General features: G+C 62.7%; 23 protein-coding genes, 1 tRNA gene and 1 pseudogene. 10 read left to right on the forward strand and 15 right to left on the reverse strand.

Annotated elements, in window-relative coordinates:
- The first annotated feature begins 21 nt into the window (after positions 1–21).
- The gene (locus AOP79_RS07785) at positions 22–1,518 is read left to right on the forward strand and encodes an MDR family MFS transporter (RefSeq protein WP_062072304.1); all 1,497 of its coding nucleotides are present in this window, start codon (positions 22–24) and stop codon (positions 1,516–1,518) included.
- On the opposite strand, the gene AOP79_RS07790 is transcribed toward AOP79_RS07785, so the two are convergent.
- Entirely contained in the window at positions 1,507–2,262 is a 756-nt protein-coding gene (locus AOP79_RS07790) for an SGNH/GDSL hydrolase family protein (RefSeq protein ID WP_062072305.1), read from the reverse strand. The genes AOP79_RS07785 and AOP79_RS07790 overlap by 12 nt on opposite strands.
- 50 nt (positions 2,263–2,312) lie before the next feature.
- On the opposite strand from AOP79_RS07790, the gene AOP79_RS07795 reads away from it, so the two are divergent.
- From AOP79_RS07795 to AOP79_RS07805, 3 genes are read left to right on the forward strand one after another with little or no spacing between them, the layout of a single operon-like run.
- Positions 2,313–2,807: a glutathione peroxidase gene (locus AOP79_RS07795; protein WP_062072307.1), complete on the forward strand. Its 495-nt coding sequence runs from the start codon at positions 2,313–2,315 to the stop codon at positions 2,805–2,807.
- On the forward strand, positions 2,804–3,211 hold the full coding sequence (locus AOP79_RS07800; RefSeq protein ID WP_062072309.1) for a hypothetical protein: 408 nt from the start codon (positions 2,804–2,806) through the stop codon (positions 3,209–3,211). The genes AOP79_RS07795 and AOP79_RS07800 overlap by 4 nt, the downstream gene beginning before the upstream one ends.
- A gap of 2 nt (positions 3,212–3,213) precedes the next feature.
- Positions 3,214–3,897 carry a DNA alkylation repair protein gene (locus AOP79_RS07805; RefSeq protein ID WP_062072311.1) on the forward strand — a complete coding sequence of 228 codons (684 nt, stop codon included), beginning with the start codon at positions 3,214–3,216 and terminating at the stop codon, positions 3,895–3,897.
- 168 nt (positions 3,898–4,065) lie between these two features.
- On the opposite strand, the gene AOP79_RS07810 is transcribed toward AOP79_RS07805, so the two are convergent.
- The 13 genes and pseudogenes from AOP79_RS07810 to AOP79_RS07865 form a co-directional block, all read right to left on the reverse strand.
- Positions 4,066–4,138, reverse strand: a tRNA-Ala gene (locus AOP79_RS07810).
- Positions 4,139–4,210: 72 nt separating this feature from the next.
- Positions 4,211–4,810: a histidine phosphatase family protein gene (locus tag AOP79_RS07815; RefSeq protein WP_062072313.1), complete on the reverse strand. Its 600-nt coding sequence runs from the start codon at positions 4,808–4,810 to the stop codon at positions 4,211–4,213.
- Entirely contained in the window at positions 4,807–5,451 is a 645-nt protein-coding gene (locus AOP79_RS07820) for a histidine phosphatase family protein (protein ID WP_062072315.1), read from the reverse strand. Before AOP79_RS07820 ends, AOP79_RS07815 begins: the two co-directional genes overlap by 4 nt.
- A gap of 32 nt (positions 5,452–5,483) precedes the next feature.
- Complete coding sequence (rsfS, locus tag AOP79_RS07825; RefSeq protein ID WP_062072317.1) at positions 5,484–5,837, reverse strand: ribosome silencing factor; 354 nt, start codon at positions 5,835–5,837, stop codon at positions 5,484–5,486.
- Positions 5,838–7,544, reverse strand: coding sequence for a hypothetical protein (locus tag AOP79_RS07830; RefSeq protein WP_062072319.1), 1,707 nt, complete (start codon positions 7,542–7,544; stop codon positions 5,838–5,840).
- The gene (nadD, locus tag AOP79_RS07835) at positions 7,537–8,133 is read right to left on the reverse strand and encodes a nicotinate-nucleotide adenylyltransferase (RefSeq protein ID WP_062072322.1); all 597 of its coding nucleotides are present in this window, start codon (positions 8,131–8,133) and stop codon (positions 7,537–7,539) included. Before nadD ends, AOP79_RS07830 begins: the two co-directional genes overlap by 8 nt.
- A gap of 1 nt (position 8,134) precedes the next feature.
- Positions 8,135–8,281: a hypothetical protein gene (locus tag AOP79_RS11890; RefSeq protein WP_162836187.1), complete on the reverse strand. Its 147-nt coding sequence runs from the start codon at positions 8,279–8,281 to the stop codon at positions 8,135–8,137.
- A gap of 56 nt (positions 8,282–8,337) precedes the next feature.
- Positions 8,338–9,624 (reverse strand): glutamate-5-semialdehyde dehydrogenase, encoded by a 1,287-nt coding sequence (locus AOP79_RS07840; RefSeq protein ID WP_062072325.1) that lies wholly within the window; start codon positions 9,622–9,624, stop codon positions 8,338–8,340.
- A 138-nt stretch (positions 9,625–9,762) separates the two neighbouring features.
- Positions 9,763–10,884, reverse strand: coding sequence for a glutamate 5-kinase (gene proB / locus AOP79_RS07845; protein ID WP_236683328.1), 1,122 nt, complete (start codon positions 10,882–10,884; stop codon positions 9,763–9,765).
- Entirely contained in the window at positions 10,884–12,410 is a 1,527-nt protein-coding gene (gene obgE / locus AOP79_RS07850) for a GTPase ObgE (protein ID WP_062072327.1), read from the reverse strand. The genes proB and obgE overlap by 1 nt, the downstream gene beginning before the upstream one ends.
- A gap of 110 nt (positions 12,411–12,520) precedes the next feature.
- The gene (gene rpmA, locus AOP79_RS07855) at positions 12,521–12,772 is read right to left on the reverse strand and encodes a 50S ribosomal protein L27 (RefSeq protein ID WP_062072329.1); all 252 of its coding nucleotides are present in this window, start codon (positions 12,770–12,772) and stop codon (positions 12,521–12,523) included.
- 15 nt (positions 12,773–12,787) lie between these two features.
- The gene (rplU, locus tag AOP79_RS07860) at positions 12,788–13,096 is read right to left on the reverse strand and encodes a 50S ribosomal protein L21 (protein WP_062072332.1); all 309 of its coding nucleotides are present in this window, start codon (positions 13,094–13,096) and stop codon (positions 12,788–12,790) included.
- Positions 13,097–13,233: 137 nt separating this feature from the next.
- Positions 13,234–15,000: pseudogene (locus tag AOP79_RS07865) on the reverse strand (Rne/Rng family ribonuclease); the annotation flags it as partial.
- Positions 15,001–16,160: 1,160 nt separating this feature from the next.
- Here AOP79_RS07865 and AOP79_RS07870 point away from each other — a divergent pair.
- From AOP79_RS07870 to AOP79_RS07890, 6 genes are read left to right on the forward strand one after another with little or no spacing between them, the layout of a single operon-like run.
- Positions 16,161–17,177 carry a cytochrome ubiquinol oxidase subunit I gene (locus tag AOP79_RS07870; protein WP_369401066.1) on the forward strand — a complete coding sequence of 339 codons (1,017 nt, stop codon included), beginning with the start codon at positions 16,161–16,163 and terminating at the stop codon, positions 17,175–17,177.
- Positions 17,146–17,631 (forward strand): cytochrome ubiquinol oxidase subunit I, encoded by a 486-nt coding sequence (locus AOP79_RS12080; protein WP_369401067.1) that lies wholly within the window; start codon positions 17,146–17,148, stop codon positions 17,629–17,631. Before AOP79_RS07870 ends, AOP79_RS12080 begins: the two co-directional genes overlap by 32 nt.
- 13 nt (positions 17,632–17,644) lie before the next feature.
- The gene (gene cydB, locus AOP79_RS07875) at positions 17,645–18,670 is read left to right on the forward strand and encodes a cytochrome d ubiquinol oxidase subunit II (RefSeq protein ID WP_062072336.1); all 1,026 of its coding nucleotides are present in this window, start codon (positions 17,645–17,647) and stop codon (positions 18,668–18,670) included.
- 60 nt (positions 18,671–18,730) lie between these two features.
- A complete protein-coding gene (locus AOP79_RS07880; protein ID WP_236683329.1) occupies positions 18,731–20,269 on the forward strand; it encodes an ABC transporter ATP-binding protein/permease in 1,539 nt (512 codons plus the stop codon).
- Entirely contained in the window at positions 20,266–21,894 is a 1,629-nt protein-coding gene (gene cydC, locus AOP79_RS07885; protein WP_062072340.1) for a thiol reductant ABC exporter subunit CydC, read from the forward strand. The genes AOP79_RS07880 and cydC overlap by 4 nt, the downstream gene beginning before the upstream one ends.
- On the forward strand, positions 21,887–23,494 hold the full coding sequence (locus AOP79_RS07890; RefSeq protein ID WP_062072342.1) for a sensor histidine kinase: 1,608 nt from the start codon (positions 21,887–21,889) through the stop codon (positions 23,492–23,494). Before cydC ends, AOP79_RS07890 begins: the two co-directional genes overlap by 8 nt.
- 29 nt (positions 23,495–23,523) lie before the next feature.
- Here the strand turns inward: AOP79_RS07890 and AOP79_RS07895 are convergent, their stop codons facing one another.
- Positions 23,524–24,183, reverse strand: a complete 660-nt coding sequence (locus AOP79_RS07895) for an LPXTG cell wall anchor domain-containing protein (protein ID WP_062072344.1) — start codon at positions 24,181–24,183, stop codon at positions 23,524–23,526.
- Positions 24,184–24,187: the final 4 nt, after the last annotated feature.

Genomic DNA, 24,187 nt, shown 5'->3' on the forward strand with positions numbered 1-24,187 from the left:
CCAGAAAGGCATTCCCCGGCTATGTCTGCTCCTTCTGAGCGCGCCGCTGCGGCCACCACCCTTGAGGCCACCACAGCACGCAATAACCTCGTGATTCGCATTCTCATCATCTCCGCTTTTACGGTGATCCTGAACGAAACCATCATGGGCGTGGCAATCCCGCACCTGATGGAAGACCTGGGCATCACCGCGATCGACGCACAGTGGCTCACGACGGCGTTCCTCCTGACAATGGCCGTGGTCATCCCGATCACGGGCTACCTGTTGACTCGGTTCCCCACGCGCCCGCTCTACATCATCGCGATGTCGGTGTTTGTGCTCGGAACAGCTTTGGCCGCAGTCGCCCCCGGTTTTGAGGTGCTGCTGATCGCCCGCGTCATCCAGGCCTGTGGAACTGCTGTCATGCTCCCGCTGCTGATGACCACCGTCATCTCACTGGTCCCCGAGCATGAGCGTGGCCGCCGTATGGGCACCATCGGCATGGTGATCTCCGTCGCCCCCGCCATCGGCCCCACCATCTCAGGCATGATCCTCGCAGTCGCGTCGTGGCGATTCCTCTACGTTGCCGTGCTTCCTGTTGCGATCACGGTGCTGATCTTCGGCATCCTCCACATGCGCAGCACCAATGAGCCCAAGAAGACCCCACTGGATATCCTCTCGGTGGGTCTGTCCGCCGTGGGCTTCGGATCGCTCGTGTATGGACTAAGCCGCATCGGTGAGTCGGCTGAGGGCAACATAGTCTCTGCTCTGGGCTTCACACTCCTTGGCGCCGCAGTTCTCGCCATCTTCGTTCGCCGCCAGATAGTTTTGCAACGCGACGACAAGGCACTGCTGGATCTGCGGACGTTCCGTTCACGCACGTTTGCGGTCTCCGTGGCGCTCTTTGTCGTGTGCATGACGTCACTGTTCGGCACCATCATCTTGCTCCCGCTCTACACTCAGGATGTCTTGGGGCTGACAGTGCTTCAAGCTGGGCTGATCCTCCTCCCCGGAGGTCTCACGATGGGCCTGTTGGCCACGCCGGTGGGCCGTGCGTACGACCGCATTGGTCCGCGCGCCCTGCTGATCCCCGGAATGACTCTGGTGTCGCTCGCCCTGTGGGCGGCTGCTTTCCTTCTGCACGAGGCCACTCCGTGGTGGGTGGTGCTCGTGGTCCACGTGACCCTCAGCATCGGCCTGGCTCTAGTGTTTACGCCGTTGTTCACGGCGTCCCTTGGGTCCTTGCCACGCAGGTTCTACTCGCATGGCTCCGCGATTGTGTCGACTGTTCAGCAGGTGGCAGCCGCGGCAGGCACCGCGCTGTTCGTTGCAACGATGACGGCCGTCACCATCACCGCAGAGAGCGATGGGGCGTCACTTGTCTCCGCGCAGGCGTCGGGCATCCGAGCGTCGTTCATGGTGGGCGCCATCATTGCGACGGTGGGCATTGGCCTGGCAACCATGATCCGCAAGCCAGTGGCGGCGGAAGAAGAGCCGATGCCGGACAGCGCACCCTCGGAGCCGGCCCTAGGCCGGTGACATCCTGGTCCATTCGGGATACTTGGCGGCACGGCCGTCACCTGAGGACTTGCGGAGAATACGCCGCCCAAGCCATGGCAGCACGTAGGTCGCGTAGTACTGGGCCTCGACTCGTGCTCCCGTAGGGATCACGAGCTCATCGTCTGCGGTGGGCAGGTCAGTCTCGACGCCCATCGCAGTGAGGACTCGCGCTGCGATGCGCGAATGGCCCAACGTGTTGAGGTGGAGGCGGTCCTTTGACCAATATGGTGGTCGGCGCAGTTCCGCGTCACTCCAGTTGTCAACAAAGATGATCTCAGGGTGCTCCTCCACCACCGGGAGCATGGCCTCCATCAGCTCCGCTCCTCGTCGGCGCATGGTGGCTCCTCCTGGGAGCCGCTCCGTAGGGTCTCCGCCGGTCAGCAGCACCAGTTGCACCCCTTCTTCGGCACAACGGTCGATGACTCGCTTCGCGTACTCCACGGCTCGATCCGCACCAAAGCCGGGGCGCATCATGTCGTTGCCACCGCCGTTGAATGTGAGATGCGTAGGTGGAGGGTCGAGCGCTAGTACGGCTTCGAGTTGCTCGTTCACGATGGGTTCAATAAGACGCCCCCGAATCGCGACGTTGACATAGTCCACGGGCTCGTCGAGGCCAATTGCCAGTCCCGCGGCGAGCACATCGGCCCATCCGCGGACCCCTCCGCCGTCGACCTCGTCCCCTACACCTTCAGTAAAACTGTCACCAATTGCCGCAATACGCATACCCGCCACTCTAAACCTGCGAGTCCAGAACGCTGTGCGACGATAGAACCATGTCGACGATCACAGACTTCACCGCCACTACACTCACCGGCGAGGACCGCTCCCTCAACGATTACGCTGGACAAGTAGTTCTTGTGGTGAACACCGCCTCCAAATGTGGGTTCACGCCACAGTTCGCGGGGCTGGAAGAGCTTTACCAGCGCTATTCCAAGGACGGCTTCACTGTGCTCGGGTTCCCGTGCAACCAGTTTGGTTCCCAAGAACCGGGAGAAGCCGAGGAGATCGGTGAGTTTTGCCAAGCGAACTATGGGGTCACGTTCCCGATGTTTGCCAAGATCGACGTCAACGGCAAGCATGCAGACCCGCTGTTCACATGGCTCAAGTCCGAGGCCGGCGGAATGCTGGGATCAGCCATTAAGTGGAACTTCACCAAGTTCCTCGTGGGGCGTGATGGGCACGTGATTTCCCGCTACGGCTCCAACACCGAGCCTGAGCAAATCGCACAGGATATCGCTGCCGCGCTGGCCAACGAGGGCGACGCGTGAGCACCAAAGACCTCCGGGATCGCCGGTGGCAGTTGGCCGTCTCCGACACCAAGGTGAGCGTCTACCAGACAGGCAACAAGTGGGCTGCGTGGGTGCCACCCGTGCTGATCATCTTTGTCGCCATCAACACCTACCGCGAAGTCGTCACGACCGACAACATCCAGAACACCGCGCTTGCCTCGATCATTTGGGGTGTCCTCCTGCTCGTGCCCGCCGGAATCGTCTACTGGCTGTGGGGCATGAACCGCCGATCAAGGATAGTCCGGGTGATGAATCGCCGGGACACGGAGACCGGCGTGACACTCACGCTGCGCGACGCCAACGAGCGCCGCCACGACTTTGTTCTCGATGTTGACGACGCCGATCGCATTGAAGACATCATCACGACCGACCAAGGAAGGTAACCATGCCGGCTTCTGACACGCCATCACAGCTCACGTCTGTCTCAGAGGTCGAGCACGAGCTCTCCGCGCTTTCCGACCCCAAAACCCTCGCCGTCAATGAACGCCACGGCGACGACCACTCGGTCAATCTCACCAAGCTGCGAGGAGTCGCAAAAAAGGTCAAGACCAACCACGACCTCGCACGCGAACTCTGGGACACCGAGAACACCGAATCGCGCCTCGTAGCGTTGCTGGTGTGTAAGCCCAAGGACTTTAGCGCTGCGCAGCTCGACGCGATGCTCCGGGATGCGCGAGTCCCTAAGGTGCGTGACTGGCTCACGAACTATGTCCTAGCCAAGAGCCCCGAGCGCGAGGAATTGCGCCTGCAGTGGGTCGACGATGACGACGCCCATGTTGCCGCTGCAGGGTGGGCCCTGACAGCACTCCGCGTACGCAAGGACGCTCAAGGGCTGGACCTCGACACGCTGCTGGACATCATTGAGCGAGAGTTGGCTGGCGCGGCCGAGCCCTTGCAGTGGGAGATGAACAATACGCTCGCCTACATCGGCATTCATCACCCTGAGCATCGCGAACGTGCCGTTGCCATCGGCGAGTCGCTGGAGGTCCTCAAGGACTACCCCACTCCCCCGAACTGCACCTCGCCCTATGCGCCGGAGTGGATCGAGGCGATGGTCGCGCGACAGTAGGTCCGCGCTGCCGGTACATCACGGCACCACGTCGCCTGTAGCATCACGGCCTTTGTAGCACCACGGCGACTCTAGACAAATGCCTCAAGACGCAGGCTCCAAAAACGCTCCAGAAACAGCGAAAGCCGCCCCGAAGGGCGGCTTTCTTGATGCTGTCTCAACACATCGTGGAGCTGAGGGGACTCGAACCCCTGACCCCCTGCATGCCATGCAGGTGCGCTACCAGCTGCGCCACAGCCCCATGATCACAATGATCAGGTGCCCCTAAGGGCGAATGCAATATTAGCCCAGATCGAGATATATGCCTAATCCGCTACACGGCTCCGCGACCGTGCGCCACGAGGTGCCAAGCACCCGACTCGACCCTCATGACTTCAGACCATGCGGCGTGCGGAAGCCTGCCGAGGATCCGCGACTGAAGCGGCAATTCCAGCAGCCCAAACAGCCCTAACTGGATAGCTGAGCCGTGGCTGACCACCACAACAGTTCTGGACCGATCTGCCAGTTCCTCAAGGCCGCGCTTCACGCGCGCAGAAACATCTGCGGCCAGACCCCAGCCTTCAATAGCTGGGTCCTCTCCTCGTTGCCGCGCCGCGTACTGCTCCGGCCAACCCGCCGCTACCTCATCGTGCGTCAGGCCCTCCCATTCCCCGTAAGAGCGCTGGGTGAAGGCCTGGTCCACCGTGAGGTCCTGCTGTGTCAGAGCGGCGAGTTCGCGTGCCGACGACACAGCGCGCTGAAGTGGAGAGGAGACGATGTCCACATCAGTACCGTATTGGTCGACAAGGAGCCGCGCCGCATCCCGCGCTTGGGCTCGTCCCTCGTCACCTAGTGGCACATCAAGTGAGCCCTGGAGACGGCGTTCCCTGTTGAAGCCCGTAGCGCTGTGCCGCCATAGGACGAGCGAGCTCACGTCGTCACCACCGTTTCCACGGTCAGGTGGTGCCTTTCGAGTGTCCAGTCACCGCGCTCACGGCGCGTCAATCGGCTCCACGCGGCATTGCCTAGATTGCCGAGCGTGCGGTGGCTCAGTGGAATCCCAAGGATCCCCTGCAGCCCCACTCGGGAGGCGCTGCCGTGGGTGAAGACTGCAAGTGTTCCGTCAGCGTCTGCGCCGCGCGTGTTCTGCTCTCGCACCGCATCGGCCCAGTCTTCGAGCGCAGCAATCATGCGTTGGCGCACCAGGTTGTGCGACTCAAAACCGGGGATGTTCGGCTCGCCGTGGGTGTGCCACGCCTCAAGCTCCGCGGGCCACTTCGAGGCCCGCTCTTGTGGCGTGATTCCTTCCCACACACCGTATGCCCGCTCGCGCAAACGGTCATCCACGGCAACCTCGACACCCACACGGCGTGCGAGCGCCTGCGCGGTCTCGTTGGCGCGTGAGAGCGGAGAACTCACCACAGTGACATCCGGCCCCACTAGCGTAGCCATCGCCTCTGCGGTGGCCTCAGCTTGACGTAGTCCCTCCGGCGCAAGCGGAACTTCCGAGGCGCCTTGTAGTAAACCCAGGGCGTTCCACTCCGTTTGGCCGTGCCGAATCACGTAGACCTGCATCGATCCCTCCTCGGCGGACGCGCCTATGGCCCCTAGACGGTTGCGACGACCGGGCAGTCCTTGTAAAGACGCTCGAGGTCGTAGAACGCACGATCTTCGTCGTGCATGACGTGGACGACGACGTCGTTGAAGTTCAGCAAGATCCACCGTCCTTCACGGTGCCCCTCTCGCCCAATCGCCTTGACTCCTTGGCTGTGCATCGCTTCCTCAATGCCCTCTGCGATCGCGACAACCTGTCGCTCGTTCGAGGCCGACGCAATCAAGAACACATCAGTCAATGGCATGGTGCCCGTCACGTCGAGCGCAACGATGTTGCTTGCCAGCTTGTCTTCAGCAGCTCGGGTTGCTTCACGAGTGAGTTCTATTGCACGGTCTGTTGCGGTCACTCAACTACCCTTCATCACATTCCATACGATGACACCCAGCACAAATGCCACGGCGCCCATCACGGCCAACTGCGCCCACCCAAAGTGGTGGCGTCCTCCAGCCGGGTGAAGATCAGGCTTCTCCCGTTCCGGAATCTGAAAATTACCCGTGGGAACCGGTTCAACCATGGTGGTGGGCGAGAACGTTGACGTGCTCACACGGCTGAGGTCCGGGCGCGGAAGCTGTTTGCTGTCCACTTCATCCTCGTCCACGTCAAGGTCGCCGGCTGCGGCGGGCGTTTGCGCAGTCATCAGGGGATGGCTGTCCCACTGCGACGCTGAATCCGCAGGGGCGGACGTGGAGGCCGGAGTACCGGACGCGCTGCCCGGGAACACTGCGGAATCATCGCTGGCCACATAGCCTGCGGGATCGACTGCCGCATCCGCGTCGGTGTCCTCTTCGGCAAAAGTGTCGAAGTTTGGCGTCACTGCCGCGTCTTCATTCACGCCGCGGTGGGGCACGTCGTGTGCATCGTCGCTGGCAAATGACCACTGCGGGGTCGCAGAATCCCCATGCTCGTCCTGGTTGGCGGGGACCCAGGGTGCCAACGATGGCTCGTCAGGAGAGGTCGCTCCAGGGGCCGATGCCGCGAACGGGGCTGTGTAGCCACCCGCACCCCACTGATGGGCGGGTTCCTCGGCGGCGGGGAACTCGGCGCCGGAACGTGATTCGGGGGCAGATACTGAGGGCGCGCTCTGTGCAGGCGCTGCAGTCGACGCGGCACTCGGTCCGGGGGCCGATGCCGATACCGATGTCCGAGGAGCGCTGGGGGCCGAACCGGATGGCGGCGATACCGCTGAGGTGTGGGAAGCGTCCGCGCCCGACTCCGCAGCTTCCTTCTCCATGAGGGTGCGCTGGGCCGAACCCGGCGGGAAGAGCATGTCGAACATCTGCGGTGTCATACCAGCAGGCATGCCCAGCGGCCTCTCAGGCTCAGCGGGCGCCGGGGCCTGCGGTACTGGGGACTCCGACACTGGTGCCTGCGATGCTGACCGCGACGACGGCGGCTGTGCCACGGACCATGGAGATTGCGCACCAGTACCGGGCTGCGACGCCACGGTGTTGGGCTGCGAAACTTCAGTACTGGGCGGCGATGCTTGAGTTTCGGGCTGCGAACTCGCCGCGGGAACAGGCCAGCCTTCCGAGGGAGCAGCCGGCTGGGTCGGGGACGGTGCTGCAGTAACTTGGTCCTGCACAGTGTGGTCCTGCGTAGTTTGGTTCTGCGCAGTGTGGTCATGTGACTCGGGGATGAGGGTCTCGCGGCGCGGCGCTTCCTCGGCCGGAGAGGGCGTCGCTGCAGGAGCTGCTTGCGTGGGCCGGGCGAGTTGTGCCAGTTCCTCGGAGGCAGTGAGCGCTTCGCGCTGAGCTTCCTCAGCCTTGCGCCGTGCCAACGTTTCCTGTTCTGCGATCCGCTCAGGAGTCATCGCCGGGATTTGCCCAGTGGCGATCATTTCCTCTTCTGCGGTCCACGTCTCTACCGGATGCGTCACGCGGTCAATGCGGCGGCGCTCCTTGCGCGATAGAGGACGACCGTCGGGACTGTGGGTCGGAAAACCCTCAGTATCAAGGCCAGGCTCTAGGGGCGCGGTGTCATCGAGGCGTTGTGCCTCCCGCTGCTCCTGCGCGCGACGCTCACGACGTGAGGGCTTGCGCTCCTGGTCATTCATCCAATCCTCCTGCGTACAGGTTGTGCTCCCCGATGTAATCCGCGACAACATCCGGCACGAGTGACTTCACCGAGTCCCCCTCGTGAACCTTGCGCCTGACATCTGTCGAGGATACCGCCATGGCTGGTATTTCAACCACGGAGTGTGGGCTATCCAACTGTGCCAACGAATGACCGGGCCGAGCCACTCCCACAAATGTCGCCAATGTGCACAACTTCGCAGAGTCTTTCCACTCCCCTAGCCGCGACAGCGCATCCGCGCCTGCGATAAAGAAGAGTTGCGCATCAGGGAAGTCACGGGCGAGGTCCGTCAGGGTGTCAACGGTGTACGTGGTACCGCCGCGTTCAACATCGACGGTCGAAACTTCAAGGAAGTCGTGCTCAGCTGCAGCGAGTCTGCACATAGCGACCCGGTCGTCATCGGATGCGGTCACGGCCTCAGCTTTGAATGGTTGCCGATGTGTCGGGACGAGCAACACCACATCAAGCGCCAGCGCGGTGCGCACCTTTGACGCCATCGTGACGTGACCGTCATGGATGGGGTCAAAGGTGCCACCGAGGACACCGATGCGCTGCGGCGCGATGGGCACGCTAGTGGCGCGTGCCGATGCTCCGGAAGGCGAAGGTCACGAACAGCAACGCCATCAGGCCGGTGAAGGCCAGCAATCCATATGCCACGGGGGGAATAGGGAGTTCGTTCACGACGTGCGCTGCCTCAGCAGAAACCTGATTGATCACTTGGTGTTGTCCTTCCGTCTACGGTTAGTGAACAGTATTCCACGCTCAGCCTGAGGCTAAGGGCGAACCTGCCCGTCGCCGTACGCGATCCAGGTCGTCGTGGTGAGTTCCCCCAGGCCCATCGGCCCACGCGCATGCAACTTCTGCGTCGAGATTCCGATCTCCGCACCCAGGCCAAACATGGCTCCGTCGGTGAAACGCGTCGAGGCGTTGACGATCACCGCAGCGGTGTCGATCTCGCTTGAGAATCGATCCGCGGCACCGATGTCGTTGGTGACGATGGCCTCGGTGTGACCCGTCGAGTATTGGGTGACGTGTTCGATCGCCTGATCGATGTCATCGACGATGCGCACTGCGATGTCGAGGCTGAGGTATTCGTTCGCCCAGTCGTCTTCCGTGGGAGGAATGACGGTTGCCGATGCCGGCGCAAGGGCAGCGACGTCGTCGCCGGCATGGAATGTCACCCCTGCCTCGTGCAGCGCGGTCAGGACAGCGGGCAAGACGTTGGCGGCGGCATCGCGGTGTACCAGCAGCGTCTCCGCGGCATTGCAGACACCCACGCGGTGTGTCTTGGAGTTCACCACAATGTCCACGGCGCGGTCGACGGGCGCTGTGGCATCGAGGTAGACATGGCAGTTGCCCTCGCCTGTTTCGATGGCGGGCACAGTCGAGTCGCGCACGACCGCCTGAATGAGCGAGCGTCCACCGCGAGGAACCAGAACGTCAACAAGGCCGCGAGCGTTCATCAGAACCTTGGCGCCTTCCCGACCATAGGCGTCGATGGACTGGACTGCGTCGCGTGGGAGCCCGACGCCTTCAAGGGCGTCCTGCAGAACGGAGACAATGACCTCATTGGAACTCGCAGCGGCAGATCCGCCACGCAGGACCGCAGCATTACCGGACTTGAGCGCCAAGCCTGCGGCGTCCACGGTGACGTTGGGGCGCGCCTCGTAGATCATGCCTACCACTCCCATGGGCACGGCCTTTTGCACGAGGCGGATGCCGTTGGGCAAAGTGGACCCACGCTTGAGTTCACCAACGGGGTCCGGGAGGCCTGCGACGTAACGCAGAGCATCGGCGATGGCGGCGAGGCGCTCTTCCGTCAGTTCGAGGCGGTCAAGCAGGCCCTCCGACATGTCGTTCGCGCGGCCGCGCTTCAAGTCTTCAGCGTTGGCCTCGACGATTCGAGGGGCCTGTGCCACCAGCGCGTCTGCCATTGCTAGCAATGCTTCATCTTTTGTGGTGCTTGTCGCGGTGGCCAGCGCACGGCTAGCGACCTTAGCTCGTTGACAAGCATCGAGAACGGCGGTTGTGATGTCCGGGTTTTCAGCTGTGTCGTTCATACCGACCAGTCTAACGACCGTGCCGACCCCTCCCGTCGGCCGCTTCTTTGGGCCCCACAAACGTCGAACGGCACCTCGTAACTGTTCCCCGTAGGGAGATCAGTCTCAAGGTGCCATTCGCGGTTGGAGATGCCCGTATTAAGGAGCGATCACCACAAGGTCGTCGATGTGGACGATGGGGCGCGCGAAGTGTTCGCCCAATTCTTCGCGTAGCTGGTCAGTGGTTTGACCCAGCATCTGCGGAATTTCGTGGGAGGCAAACGCGGACAAGCCGCGCGCCACGACAACTCGGTCTGGTCCTACAAGCTCGATGGGGTCTCCGACGTCAAACTCGCCGCGAACGGCACGTACGCCAGCGGCCAGCAACGATGCGCGGCGTCCTTCCAGAGCAGCGACGGCACCGGCATCAAGAATCAGTTGGCCTTCAGTACGTGCGGCATGGGCGAGCCATGTCAGGCGCGCACCTTCGTGGCGTCCGGTAGGCATAAACAATGTGCCCACCGGCTCCCCTTCGAGCACTTGGGTGATGGAGTTGGCAGAGGTCAGGACCGTCAGCACTCCGGACGAAGTCGCGATGGTTGCAGCCTCGAGCTTGGTCACCATGCCGCCGGTGCCCAACGCTGAGCCGCGATGCGACACGTCGATCCCGCCGAGGTCTTCTGGTCCGTGGACCACGTCGATGCGACGGGCACCGGGCGTACCTGGTGCCGCGGTGTAAAGGCTGTCGACATCCGTCAACAGCACCAAGGCATCGGCTTTCACCACAGTGGCCACCAACGCCGCGAGACGGTCGTTGTCACCAAATCGAATCTCGTCCGTCGCCACCGTGTCGTTTTCATTCACGATGGGCACCACGTCGAGCGCCAGGAGCTGCTCTAGCGCACGTTCAGCATTGCCGTAGTGCCCACGACGAACCACATCATCCTCAGTCAGAAGCACCTGACCTACGTGAAGGCCGTGAGAGGCGAACTCGCGTGAGTACGCGGCAATGAGCATGCCCTGCCCGACCGATGCCGTGGCTTGGGCGGTCTTCAACGAACGTGGACGTGCTGGAAGGCCCAGAGGGCCGATGCCCGCAGCGATGGATCCCGACGTGACCAGAACGACTTGCTTACCCCTGGCGTGCCAAGCGGAGAGCGCCTCGACCAGGTTTCCCAATGCAGTCTCGTTGAGGTGGCCATCTTCACCCGTCAAAGACGACGAGCCAATCTTGACCACAATGCGTTGGGCCTGAGTTACTTGATCACGCGGTTCTGTCACTATTCGTCCTCCGTGGGATCCGTCCAATGTCCGGAATCTCGTTCAGTCCATAGTTCTTGTCGCGCAGCGGCCTTGCCGTCCATACGCTCCTTGTGCTCTGCTCGCTTCTCTGCGCGAGTGGCACGTCCGCCGTGGCGTTCGTGTTCTTCGACGCGTAGATCCGAGCCGCGCGAGCCTAGAAGTTCCGCACCTGCGGCCATCGTGGGTTCCCAATCGAACACCACGCCGCCATCCCGCGGCCCAATGACGACCTCGGATCCAGGCACAGCTCCTGCCTTGAACAGGTCGTCTTCAACCCCAGCCCGCGCCAATCGATCAGCAAGGTACCCCACTGCCTCGTCATTGGCGAAATTGGTCTGCTTGACCCAGCGCTCAACCTTGGTGCCTCGCACCTGGAAGTAGTCGAGCGCACCGTCCCTGACATGCTTCACGGTGAAGCCGGAGTCATCCACAGCCTTGGGGCGAATGGTGATGGGCGCCTTCTCCACTTCAGGCTCAGCGGCACGGTGCTCCGTCACCATCCGTGCGAGAGCAAAGCCCAACTCTCGCAGACCCTCATGGGACGCAGCACTGACCTCAAAGATCGGCATGCCGGTGCGTTCCAGGTCCTCGCGAACAATCTGTGCAAGCTCACGACCATCCGGAACGTCAATCTTGTTCAGAATGATGATCTGTGGGCGCTCCGCGAGCGGGACGCCGCTAATGGCTTCGTCACCCGTGTATGCGCGTAGTTCCTGCGAGATGACGTGCAGGTCATTGACCGGATCGCGATCCGATTCCAGTGTCGCAGTATCAAGAACGTGAGCGATGACCGAGCAGCGTTCGATGTGGCGGAGGAAGTGGTGTCCGAGGCCTTTGCCTTCAGATGCGCCTTCAATCAACCCTGGCACATCGGCCATGGTGAAGCGTGACTCGCCTGCTTGGACGACGCCGAGGTTGGGCACGAGCGTCGTGAAGGGGTAGTCCGCGATCTTGGGGCGCACCTTGCTCATTGCTGCGATCAGCGACGATTTGCCCGCGCTCGGGTAGCCCACAAGGGCCACGTCCGCGATGGACTTCAGTTCAAGGATGACAGTCTGTTCGTCACCCGGCTCGCCCAGCAGCGCGAAGCCGGGGGCCTTGCGCTTGTTGTTCGCCAGGGCGGCGTTTCCCAGTCCCCCGCGACCACCCGCGGCGATGATGAGCTCGGCGCCCTCACCCACGAGGTCCGCGATGACCTCGCCGTCTACAGTCTTGACGATGGTTCCACTGGGCACACCGAGGCGAAGGTCGTCGGCGTTGGCGCCGTGACGATGGTCTCCTGCCCCCTGTGACCCGCCCTCAGCGATGCGGTGTGGTGAGTGGTGATAGTCCAACAGGGTGGTCACCTGAGAGTCGACGACGAGCACGACAGAACCACCGCGCCCACCGTTACCGCCATCGGGTCCACCCAGTGGCTTGAACTTTTCACGGTGCACTGACGCTACGCCGTGCCCACCCTTGCCGCCCGCGGCGTGAAGTACGACGCGATCCACAAACGATGCCATGTTCGTGCTCCTTCCTCGGGAGCGCAATTCTAATGCGCACCGGCCCAGATATGCGTCAGGGGCGCCACCTATTGGCGGCGCCCCTGACGGAAAACTCTTGTGTGGTGAAGTTAGACAGCCACCACGTCGACGACCTTGCGGCCACGACGGTTCGTGAACTGCACCGTTCCTGCCTCGAGGGCGAAGAGGGTGTCGTCCTTACCGCGGCCAACGTTGTTGCCGGGGTGGTGGTGGGTTCCACGCTGGCGGATCAGGATCTCGCCTGCAGAAACAACCTCGCCACCGAAACGCTTCACGCCCAGGTACTGAGCGTTCGAATCGCGACCGTTGCGCGAGGAACTCGCGCCCTTCTTATGTGCCATGAGTCTCTCCTCAGCTTACTTAATGCCCGTGACCTTCAGGCGCGTAAGCTCCTGACGGTGGCCGATGCGCTTGCGGTAGCCGGTCTTGTTCTTGTACTTCAAGATGTCAATCTTGGTTCCGCGTTCGTCGCGAACGACCTCCGCGGTGACCTTGACCTTGGACAGGGACTTGACGTCCGAGGTGACCTTGTCACCATCAACGAGCAGCACGGGAGCGAGCTCGACAGTCGAGCCCTGCGCCGCCTTGAGACGGTCGACGACGATGATGTCGCCTTCGGACACCTTCTCCTGGCGGCCGCCCGCCTTCACAATCGCGTACACCATGAATTAATCCTTCAAAGCTTGTGGTTTTCCTGCCGCTGCCATGCACGGCGCAGGCAGGACTTGGCGCTTAAGCACCGACGAGCAAATATACGCTCCGCGACCCCTCTAGGTCAAACTGACCGGGGCCGCGGCCGCGTCTATTTCGAGGCCGAAGCCCCACCCTCGTCGCTTGCCGGAGCATCGTCGCTGGCGGCAGCAACTGCCGACGGCTCCGAATCTTTCTTCTCCGAGCCTTCCGCGGGCGCTCCATCAACGCTCGCGGCGGGTTCGGGGTTCGAGGCGGGGAGGTCGCTAGACGCGGCTCCTTCGCCCTCGTGATGTGCCTTCTCCGCTGCGGCAGCGATCGAGGCGAGCGTCGCCTTCACTGCCTCACGGGACTCTTCACGCTCGTCAAGGGCATGAGTATCAGAGTGACCGGCAGATGACACGTCCTCAGCAGCGGCATCCTTCTGCGGCTTCTTCTTCTGCTGTTGCTGTGGCTGCGAGTTGCCGCCGCTCTTGTTGCCACGGCCACTGCGACGACGTTCAGGCTGCTTCTCGCTTGCCTCCGGCACTGGTTCACCGTGGACAAGGAATCCGCGACCCTTGCAGTGTTCACAGGTTTCGGAGAACGCTTCTACGAGACCCTGGCCCACGCGCTTGCGAGTCATCTGGACCAGACCCAGGCTGGTGACCTCGGCCACCTGGTGCTTAGTGCGGTCTCGGCCCAGGCACTCAATAAGACGACGCAGAACTCGGTCACGGTTGGCTTCAAGGAGCATGTCAACGAAGTCAACGACGATGATCCCGCCGATGTCGCGCAGCCTCAACTGACGCACGATCTCTTCTGCCGCTTCAAGGTTGTTGAGCGTCATCGTCTCTTCGAGAGTGCCACCCTTGCCGACAAACTTGCCGGTGTTGACGTCGATGACCGTCATGGCCTCAGTGCGGTCGATCACGAGCGACCCACCCGAAGGGAGCCAGACCTTGCGATCCATTCCCTTGGTGAGCTGCTCGTCGACGCGCGATTCGGTAAACACGTCACTGTCGCCGTGGAAACGGTGGAGCCGCTCCATCAGATCAGGAGCCACCTGGCCCACATAGGCGCTCAATGAGTTCCAGGTATCTTCACCCTGAATCGTGAGTGAGTCGAAGTCTTCGTTGAAGATGTCGCGCACCACGCGGATAGCCATGTCGGGCTCGCCGCGGAGAAGCTTGGGCCCCTTGCCATTGGTCGACTCGGCCTGAATGTTCTCCCACTGACGCTTGAGGCGCTCCACGTCCGCGCGAAGCTCATCTTCCGACGCGCCCTCAGCTGCCGTACGAACGATCACGCCAGCATCGGAAGGGATCACTTCGCGCAACAACTTCTTCAGGCGCGCACGCTCGGTGTCGGGAAGCTTGCGGCTAATGCCTGTGACTCCACCGCCGGGAACGTACACAAGGAAGCGTCCCGCCAAGGAGATCTGTGACGTCACACGAGCGCCCTTGTGGCCGATGGGGTCTTTGGTGACCTGCACCATCACGGTGTCGCCAGGCTTGAGCGCCAACTCAATGCGGCGAGGCTTGCCTTCGAGGCCAGCGGCATCCCAGTTGACCTCACCGGCGTACAACACTGCATTGCGGCCACGGCCGACGTCGACGAACGCGGCTTCCATGCCAGGCAACACGTTCTGCACGCGGCCAAGGTAGACATTGCCCGCCATGGACTGCTGAGCCTGGTGGGAAACGTAGTGCTCGACGAGGACGTCATCCTCAAGGACAGCGATCTGGACGCGGTGGTCCTTTTCGCGCACCACCATCGACCGCTTGACCGACTCGCGACGCGCGAGGAATTCGGCCTCAGAAATCACGGGGCGCCGGCGCTGTCCATCACGGGAATCACGGCGACGCTGGCGCTTCGCCTGCAAACGAGTGGAGCCCTGGAGTTGATCGTCGGATGAACCGCCTCCGCCGTTGCTTCCGGAGTTGCCGCCCGAACGGGAGCCACGGCGACGGCGACGGCGACGCGATGAGCTGCCTCCCTCGCCACCATCTGCGCCCTCGTCCGAGCCATCGCGCTCATCAGACTTGGTGTCGTTGGCGCCGTCCGCGTCGGAGGAATCCTTGGCATCCGCAGGCTTGTCGTTGCGCTTTCCCTGCTGAGCCTTGTGGTCGTCAGAGTTGCCTCCATCGGCAACGTCTGGGGTCTCGGAGCCGGTGTCCGAACCGCCGTCTTGGCCGCCGCTCTTGCTACGGCCGCGCCCACGGCCGCCGCGGCGCCGGCGGCGCTTCGCGCTGTCACTTGAGCTGTCGCCCCCATCGCCCCCGTCACGCGGGCCTTGCGACGAATCAACGGAGTCACCCTGGGCATCGGCCTTCTTGCCCGAGCCACCCTCAGTGTCCTTCTTCGCATCGGCGGACTTCTTCGCATCGCCGGACTTGGAGCCCTGCTTGCCGCTGCCTTGCTTGGCGTTGCCCTTGCCTTCAGAGCCCGAGTCCGATGGGGAGTCAGGTGCCGACTTCTGGGAGTTCCCAGACTTCTTGGCACCGCCTGATTTCTTCTCGCTGGGCTCAGACTTCTTGCCAGAACTTGGAGGGCCTGCAGGGGCGGAAGCACGACGTGGCGCGGCCGGCTCTGGAGCCTGGAAAATCACGGCAGTTGTGGGTGCTTCGGGTGTGGTCTTGTCCTCGCTCAACGCGGGTACCTCAAATCGGCACGGACCACACTCCGCGCCGACACTGTTGTCGGTGGTGGCTCACAGGTTTGTGGCCACTTCAAGTCTTCAGGTCGCGGCGGACAGCGGCGCCTACTCTGAGAGCGCCTATCCCCGATGTCTCCGCTGATGGGCTGTAGCCCGGCGGGACCAGGACGGGACTGGCTGCTACGCAGTCGCTGCGTCTGTCGCGCGGTTGGCACCCGGTGTGGCTGGATGCGACCTGCCTCCCATTGTGACACACGCCCTCATATACCGACGAAAGTCCCTGTTTCCAGCGTGTCACGACGACTGCAACACAATTGTTACCTGCTGGATATGCGGAGCGGTCTCCCACCCCCTGATCAGTCGCGATAGGTTCATTCACATGATCTTGGAAGGGACATTCCATGGACGTGCTTGAACTGGCTCGCTGGCAATTCGGCCTTACTACCGTCTATCACTTCATCTTGGTGCCGCTCACTATTGGGCTTTCCACCCTTGTCGCGATAATGCAGACCGCCTGGGTGGTGACAGGCAAAGAGAAGTACCTGCGACTGACAAAGTTCTACGGCAAGTTGCTGCTGATTAACTTCGCCTTGGGTATCGCCACAGGCATCGTCCAAGAGTTTCAGTTCGGCATGAACTGGTCCGAGTACTCCCGCTTTGTCGGCGACGTCTTTGGCGCACCCCTTGCGATGGAGGCTCTGGCGGCGTTCTTCCTGGAGTCCACGTTCTTGGGACTGTGGATCTTCGGTTGGGACCGGCTCCCCAAGAAGGTTCACCTCGCCACTATCTGGGCATTCTCAATCGGGTCGATCCTCTCGGCCTACTTCATCATCGCCGCCAACTCATGGATGCAGCACCCGGTCGGTGCTGAGTACAACGAGGAAACAGGACGCGCAGAGATGACAGACATCTTTGCGGTGCTGACAAACAACACGACGCTTGCCGCGTTCCCCCACGTCATTGCCACCGCGTTCCTTGTGGCAGGCACGTTCGTCGCCGGAATCGCCGTCTACTGGATGGTACGAAAGTCGCGCCAAGACAAGAACGATGCAGACATCCCCATGTACCGCACCGCCGCGCGCTTTGGTGCCGTCACGATGCTGCTCGCTGGAATTGTGGTGATCGTCACTGGCGACATCCAGGCCAAGCTCATGTTCGACCAACAGCCCATCAAGATGGCGGCAGCGGAAGGCTTGTGTCATACCGAGCAACCTGCTGAGTTCTCGCTGCTAGCGATCGGAAACCTCGCCGGAGACGACTGTGATTCCGTCAAGCACGTCATCGTGATGCCCGGATTCCTCGGATACCTCGCGGACGGCGACTTCAACGCCGAAGTCACGGGCCTTGACGATCTCCAAGAGCACTACGCAGAGACCTACGGCGCCTATGACGAAGACGGCATACGAGATCATCTATGAGCCCAACCTGCTGGTGACGTACTGGTCGTTCAGGCTCATGATCGGGCTCGCCGCTTTCTCTGCCGCACTCTGCGTCACCATCTTCTGGCTCACGCGCAAGAACCGCGGCATCGACCAGGGGTGGATGCAGAAGCTCGCACTGATCTCGCTTCCCATGCCGTTCCTGGCTGCAAGCTTCGGTTGGATCTTCACTGAGATGGGCCGCCAGCCCTTCGTCGTGGCACCCAATCCCACGGGCTTCAACCAGGTCACGATGCTGACCCAGGCGGGAGTCTCGGAAGCGACGAGCGTCACCGAAGTGGTGATCTCTCTGTCCGTCTTCACCGTCGTCTACGCCGTGCTCGGTGTGTTCTGGTTCCGCCTGATGAAGCGCTACGCCTATGAAGGCGCGCCGCACGTCGAGTATGAGGAACCGAGCGATGACGCCGACAAGCCACTCTCGTTTGCGTACTAGGAGGAACTGACTCATGGATCTCGCACTCGTCTGGTTCATCCTGATTGCCGTCCTCTGGACTGGCTACCTCGTGCTCGAAGGCTTCGACTTCGGCGTCGGCATGCTGCTCGAAAAGGTCGGCAAGGGAGACAAGGGGCGCCGCGTGGTGCTCAACTCCATCGGCCCAATCTGGGACGGCAACGAAGTATGGCTCCTCACTGCGGGTGGCGCCATGTTCGCGGCATTCCCCGAGTGGTACGCCACACTGTTCTCCGGCTTCTACCTCCCGTTGCTCCTCATTCTTGTGGCGTTGATTGTTCGTGCCGTGGCCATCGAGTACCGCGGCAAGATCAACGACGACCTGTGGCGCAAGCGCTGGGACTGGGTCATCATGGGGTCCGCCTGGGTCCCCGCAATCCTGTGGGGTGTGGCCTTTGCGAACATCGTTCGTGGTGTCCCAATCGATGAGAACTTCACCTACACCGGCGGATTCTTCAACCTGCTTAACCCTTATGCCCTGCTCGGTGGTGCGACAACGCTCACGCTGTTCCTCGCCCACGGTGCGATCTTCCTCACGCTCAAGACATCGGGCGAGGTCCACGACCGGGCTGCCGCGGTCGCAAAAACGATGGCCCCCATCACCCTGGTGGTCGCCGCAGCATTCGCCATCTGGACCCAGATCGCGTACTCCGTGACGTGGACCTGGGCAGTTGTTGCGGTCGCGGCAGTGTCACTCCTGCTCACCTGGCTCTTTGTGAACAAGGAATCGTGGGGCAAGGCCTTCGCCACCAACGCCATCACGATTGCCGGCGCAGTGGTGCTGATCTTTGGTTCGCTTTACCCCGACGTCATGCCGTCGAGCACCAACCCGGCATACTCGCTCACCATCGACAACGCCTCATCCTCCGACTACACCTTGATGGTCATGACATGGGTGGCCGTGGTGCTCCTCCCGATCATCCTGATCTACCAGGCGTGGAGCTACTGGGTGTTCCGCCGTCGCCTGTCGTTGGACCACATTCCAGAGCACAACTCGCTCACCTTCATCAAGAAGAAGTAGCGAGTGCGCCCACTCGATCCACGCCTGGCGGGGCGGATAGGCCCTGCCAGGCGTTACATCGTGACGACTGCCCTGATGGGGCTTGCGACAGCAATCGTCATCGGAGTCCAAGCGCTGGTGTTGGCACGGGCTCTTGCGCCGGTGCTCGCCCCCGAACCCCTCAACGCCGACGGACTGGGACCTCTGGGGTTCCTCGTCCCGCTCGAAGTACGCCAACTTTCCGTGGCACTGGCGTGGCTCGCCGTCTTGGTACTCATTCGCGTGATGCTCACGTGGGTCCAGGAGCGCCTTGCTCACCGCGCCGGAGCTCAGGTCATCTCTGAGCTCCGCGAAAACGTGGTGGCCCACGCCGCCGCGCTTGGCCCCCGTTGGGTTGCATCGGGTGAAGGCGCTGCGGTCGCCACCACTGTGACACGCGGCCTCGAATCGTTGATGCCGTACTTCGTGCGCTACCTTCCTCAGCTGCTGCTGAGCGCGACCGTCACACCGATCATGCTTGTGGTGGTGCTCGGCCTCGACTGGATTTCCGCGCTGATCGTGATCGGCACACTCCCTCTGGTGCCGATATTCATGATCCTCATTGGGCTCGTCACGCGCGAACGTTCCGCCAAGCACCTCGACGCGATGCAACGACTAGCGGCCCGCACCCTCGATCTCATCGCTGGCCTGCCCACGTTGCGCGCGCTCGGTCGTGAACGGGGCCCGGCCACGCGTGTGCGTGAACTTGGCGATGCGCAGCGCCGGGCGACGATGGGTTCCCTCCGGATCGCGTTCATGTCCGGAATGGCACTGGAACTGCTCACCACACTCGCTGTCGCGCTGGTGGCAGTGACGCTGGGATTCCGCCTTGTGGAGGGACAAGTAAGCATCGAAACGGCGCTGGCAGTGCTCATTTTGGCGCCTGAGGTCTACTTGCCCCTCCGCATGGTCGGTACTCACTTTCACGCCTCCGCCGATGGTCTGGCTGCGGCTGATGCGGCGTTCGATGTACTGGAACGGCCACTCCCGGCCGCTGGTGGCACGGTGGCAGCGCCTGATTTGGACGGTGCCACGCTCGTGGTCGAGGACCTAGCGGTAGGGACTCCCGATGGTCGCCGTTTGGCCCCTGGACGGCTGTCCTTCATCGCGCGGCCTGGAACTGTCACTGCGCTGGTGGGCCCTAACGGTGACGGCAAGTCGACGGCGCTGGCCGCAGTCATGGGGCTGTTGCCGGCGGATTCTGGGTACGTTGCCGCGTTGGTGCCAACGGACCGCAGCGACACAGGCAGGGTCGATGCCGCAGACGTCGATGCGGAGGGATGGTCGACTCAGTTCGCGTGGGCACCGCAACGGCCCGATGTCACTCCGGAGACTCGCACGTTGAGCCTTGGGCAGCGTCAGCGCATTGCGCTGGATCGCGCGCTCGCCTCACAGCGACCGGTCCTCGTTCTTGACGAGCCCACTGCGCACCTGGACCGCGCGAGCCGCGAAGAGGTGGTCGCACAGATCGTTGCGGCCGCCCGTGCCGGAGCGACCGTGCTCGTCGCCACACATGAGCACGATGTCATCGACGCCGCCGATAGCGTTGTGGATGTGGTCGCACTGGAGGTCGCGCGATGAAGAACCTCCGTGAGCTCCTGGGTGAATCCGATCTGTCACGCCCGCGGATTGTGCTGGCGATCCTTACCGGCTCTGCGTCCCTCGGCTCTGCCGTGGGGCTTTCCGCAGTCGCCGCGTGGCTGATCGCGCGCGCCGCAGGAATGCCCTCCCCCGCTGACCTTGCACTCGCCGCGGTGGTTGTCCGCTTCTTTGGTATTGGACGCGGTCTTTTCCGGTATCTGGAACGCTTGGTGTCGCACGATGCTGCGCTCCGTGGGGTCGTCGCGCTCCGCGCCCGTATTTATGACCGTTTGGCGGCAGCGCGGGCCGACACTGTGTTGTCCCTGTCTCGCGGTGACACGTTGGCGCGTATTGGTGCCGACGTGGACGCCGTGGGCGACGCGGTGGTGCGAGGAGTGATTCCACTCGGGGTCGCCGTCGTGGTCTCGTGCATCGCAGTGGGCATCAATGGCTGGATGGATCCGCTTGCCGGCATCATCCTCGCGATCGCCCTTCTTGCTTCTGCGCTGGGAGCGGCAGGCCTCACGTGGCGTTCTGCGCGCTTGGCTGCGGAGTTCTCAGTGATGGCCGATGCCCGCGTGAGCGAGGCCGTCGTCTCAAACCTTGAATCTGCACCCGAGCACCGGGTCTGGGGCACCGAGGCTGCGGCTCGCACAGCACTCGCTGACGCTGACGCAGAATCGGTGATCGCTCAAGAGAGATCGGCTCGTCCGGCGGCCTTTGCGGCAGGGCTACAGACGTTGTGCGCTGGCGCGGCACTCATCGGGAGCCTCTGGGTCGCCGTCACTGGCGCGGCCGCGGGAGACTATGGACCGACCACTGCGGCGATCATCGCCCTCCTGCCTCTCGCCGCGTTCGAAGCAGTGAACGCCGTCCCTGGCGCCGTCACACAACTGTTCCGTTCGAACAAGGCAGCCACCCGTATCGTCGAGTTGGCGCCGCGGCCCAGAACGGACCTCCCAGCCGATGCACGGGTTCAGCAGAGCACCACGACCCCGGAAGTCGTCTTGGACGGAGTGAGTGCAGCATGGCCTGGCATGACACCGACGCGCCCCCTCGATGTCACGCTCAAGCCAGGTGAGTCGCTCGCTGTGGTCGGACGCTCCGGTGTGGGAAAGACCACGCTGTTGGCGACCATCGCGGGTGCCTTGAAGCCCGCGGCAGGTGGCGTACGCATCGGCGGCATCGAGGCATCACGAGACATGCTGGGCACCGTTGTGGCGATGACCGCTGAGGATGCGCATGTCTTTGGCACCTCGCTTGTCGAGAACCTGAGAGTCGCGCGCGGAGACCTGACCGATGAGCAAGCGCTCGATGCGCTGGACCTCGTCGGGTTGACCTCCTGGGTTCAGTCCTTGCCTGACGGTATCGAGACGCTCCTTGGCACTGGAGGCAACTCGGTATCCGGTGGCGAACGTCGCCGTCTACTGCTCGCTCGTGCCGTGCTGGGGTCCCAACGCATCGTGCTGATCGATGAGCCCGCCGAGCACCTCGACACTGCGGGCAGGCAGGCACTTGAAGCGGTTCTCGCTCACCTGCGTGCGGATGGCCGTACCGTAGTGATCGTGACCCACCATCTCGAGTTTTCCGCGCACACGGACCACGTGAGGACCCTCGATGACTGATCAACGCGACCTCTCCCTTGCGGATGCCATCACTGCGCTCAATCAGAACCTTGAACTCGACGACGTGCTTGACCTGCTTGTGGAGTCAGCGCGTCAACTCACCGGCGCGCAGTATGCCGCGCTCCACGTCCTGGATCCCAAGGGTGGGTCCGTGGCCTTCCACGTCAAAGGAATGGACGAGGAAGCTCAAGGCCTCATTGGACACCCACCCGGCCGAGTAGGCGTGTTGGCTCGTATTCCGGCTCAGGGAACACTCTCCGTGGACAATGTGCGCACTCACCCTGCCCACGAGGGCATGCCCGCCAACCACCCGCAGCTCGGCACCTTCCTTGGCACCGCATTGACCGTGCGCGGAGTCGTCTTTGGCTACCTCTACTTGGCGGACAAGTCGAGCTCATTCAACGATGACGATGAGCAAGTGATCTTGGCACTCGCCGCCGGCGCTGCAGTGGCGATTGACCACGCGAAACTCTACGACCTGGCAAAGGACCGCGAGCGGTGGCTCGAAGCCTCCCAGCGGCTCACGACCGAGATGCTGACCGGGACCGACGAGGAGGAAGTGCTGCAGGAGGTGGTGGATGCCGCACGCCGTCTTGGCCGAGCACAGACCGCCGCCATAGTCCTCCCTGGTGTCAGTGACGAATGGGTCATCGAGTTTGCCTCGGGTGCTGGGGCCGAGATGCTGTTAGGCCTGGTACTTCCCGATGAGGGCCATGGCATGCAGGTGGTACGCTCCGGTACCGGATTGGTGGCGCCAGCACCCCCAGGCACGCACGTGCTCAAGGAAGTCACTGACTACGGCCCCTCCATGTATGCACCCTTGAGCGCCGAGGGGAAGGCTGTAGGGCTCATGATGTTGTGGCGCGACACCGGGGACACTGAGTTCAGTGAAGACGATCTCGCGACGGCGCAAAGATTCGCTCACCAGGCAGCGCTCGTGTTGACGCTGACCGAACTGAGCCACGCGAGGAACCACACAGCTTTGTTGGAAGAGCGTGAACGCCTCGCTGACGATCTTCACGATTTTGTGTCGCAGGAACTGTTCGCCACGTCGATGCAGCTTGAGTCGATTGCGCAGGAGTGCAGCCCGGAAGTTCAGACTCGTTTGGCGGGCACGCTTGATCACGTCAAACGTGCGCAACATGAAGTACGAGGGGTGATGCGTTCGCTGTCGGGACAGCGCAGCGCCGAGCCCATCGCGGATCGGGCCCGCCGTGAACTCACGATGGCCGCCGCATCACTGGGCTTCTCCCCCGACGTCGACGTGGCCCAGTGGTCGGCTGTGTCCGACGCCGTGGCTGCGGACGCGACGCTCTCTGACGACATCATCGCCGTCATGCGCGAGTTGTTGTCCAACGTCGCGCGCCACGCGAAGGCGAGCGCGGTCAAGTTTTGGATTCATGTGGGCGACGGGCGTCTAGAGATTGGCGTCCAAGACAACGGCATCGGACCCTCGGGCGCCCACAAGCGGTACTCAGGCACCAGCAACCTTGCTAATCGGGCCCTGCGGCGGCACGGAAGCTTTGCTCTTGTCGCCGCCAACAAGGACGCAGAAATGCCGGGCTCGATCGCGACGTGGAACGTCGAAACTGCGATCTAGCCCGGCACTCTTGAGCGCGATCGCGCGCTCTACTCCTGCGTCGCGACTCCCTTTCTGCGGTAAAGCCACAGGGCTGCGATGCCCACCACTGCGGCAACCACAGCCGCGATCAGCCACCACACGCCTGACTCGGACCCTGTTTCATAGTCCGTTGCAGAGTCCGACGTCGAGGCCGTAGCGGATGGCGTAGCGTCACTGTTCTGCTGCGTGTCGCTCACCACCGCATCGCCCACGATCGCCGATGGTGCAACCGAAGGTTCCGCCGACGGAGCCTCTTCCAGTTCTTCGACCTCCATGGTCACGGTGGTCTCAGCCTCATCTGGAGTGGTCGTCACGACGGTGACGGTCCACGTTCCGGGGTCCAAGAATGGCTCCGGGGAGACCCAGAGCCCCTGTCCTTGAGAGGATGAAATCAGGGCAATCGGCCCCACGGTGTCACCGGTGGAGGACTCAGCAGTCACCACCGGATCCATGATCTCTTCGACACGGTGCCCATCCTGGACGTAATCCGCTGAGACGATGACGCCACCGGCAGCATCGCTACCCACGGACAGCTCATAGGGCCCGCCGTGGGCAGCGGCAGGCATGGCACCCACCACGGCCCAGACCATGAAGGCGACCAGAGCTACAACACTTGCGCCGAAGCGCCGGCGGACAGGCACACGCTGTCCGCCGACGCTCAGGCTCATGGGA

The organism is Demequina sediminicola (assembly GCF_000975055.1).
Lineage (GTDB): Bacteria > Actinomycetota > Actinomycetes > Actinomycetales > Demequinaceae > Demequina > Demequina sediminicola.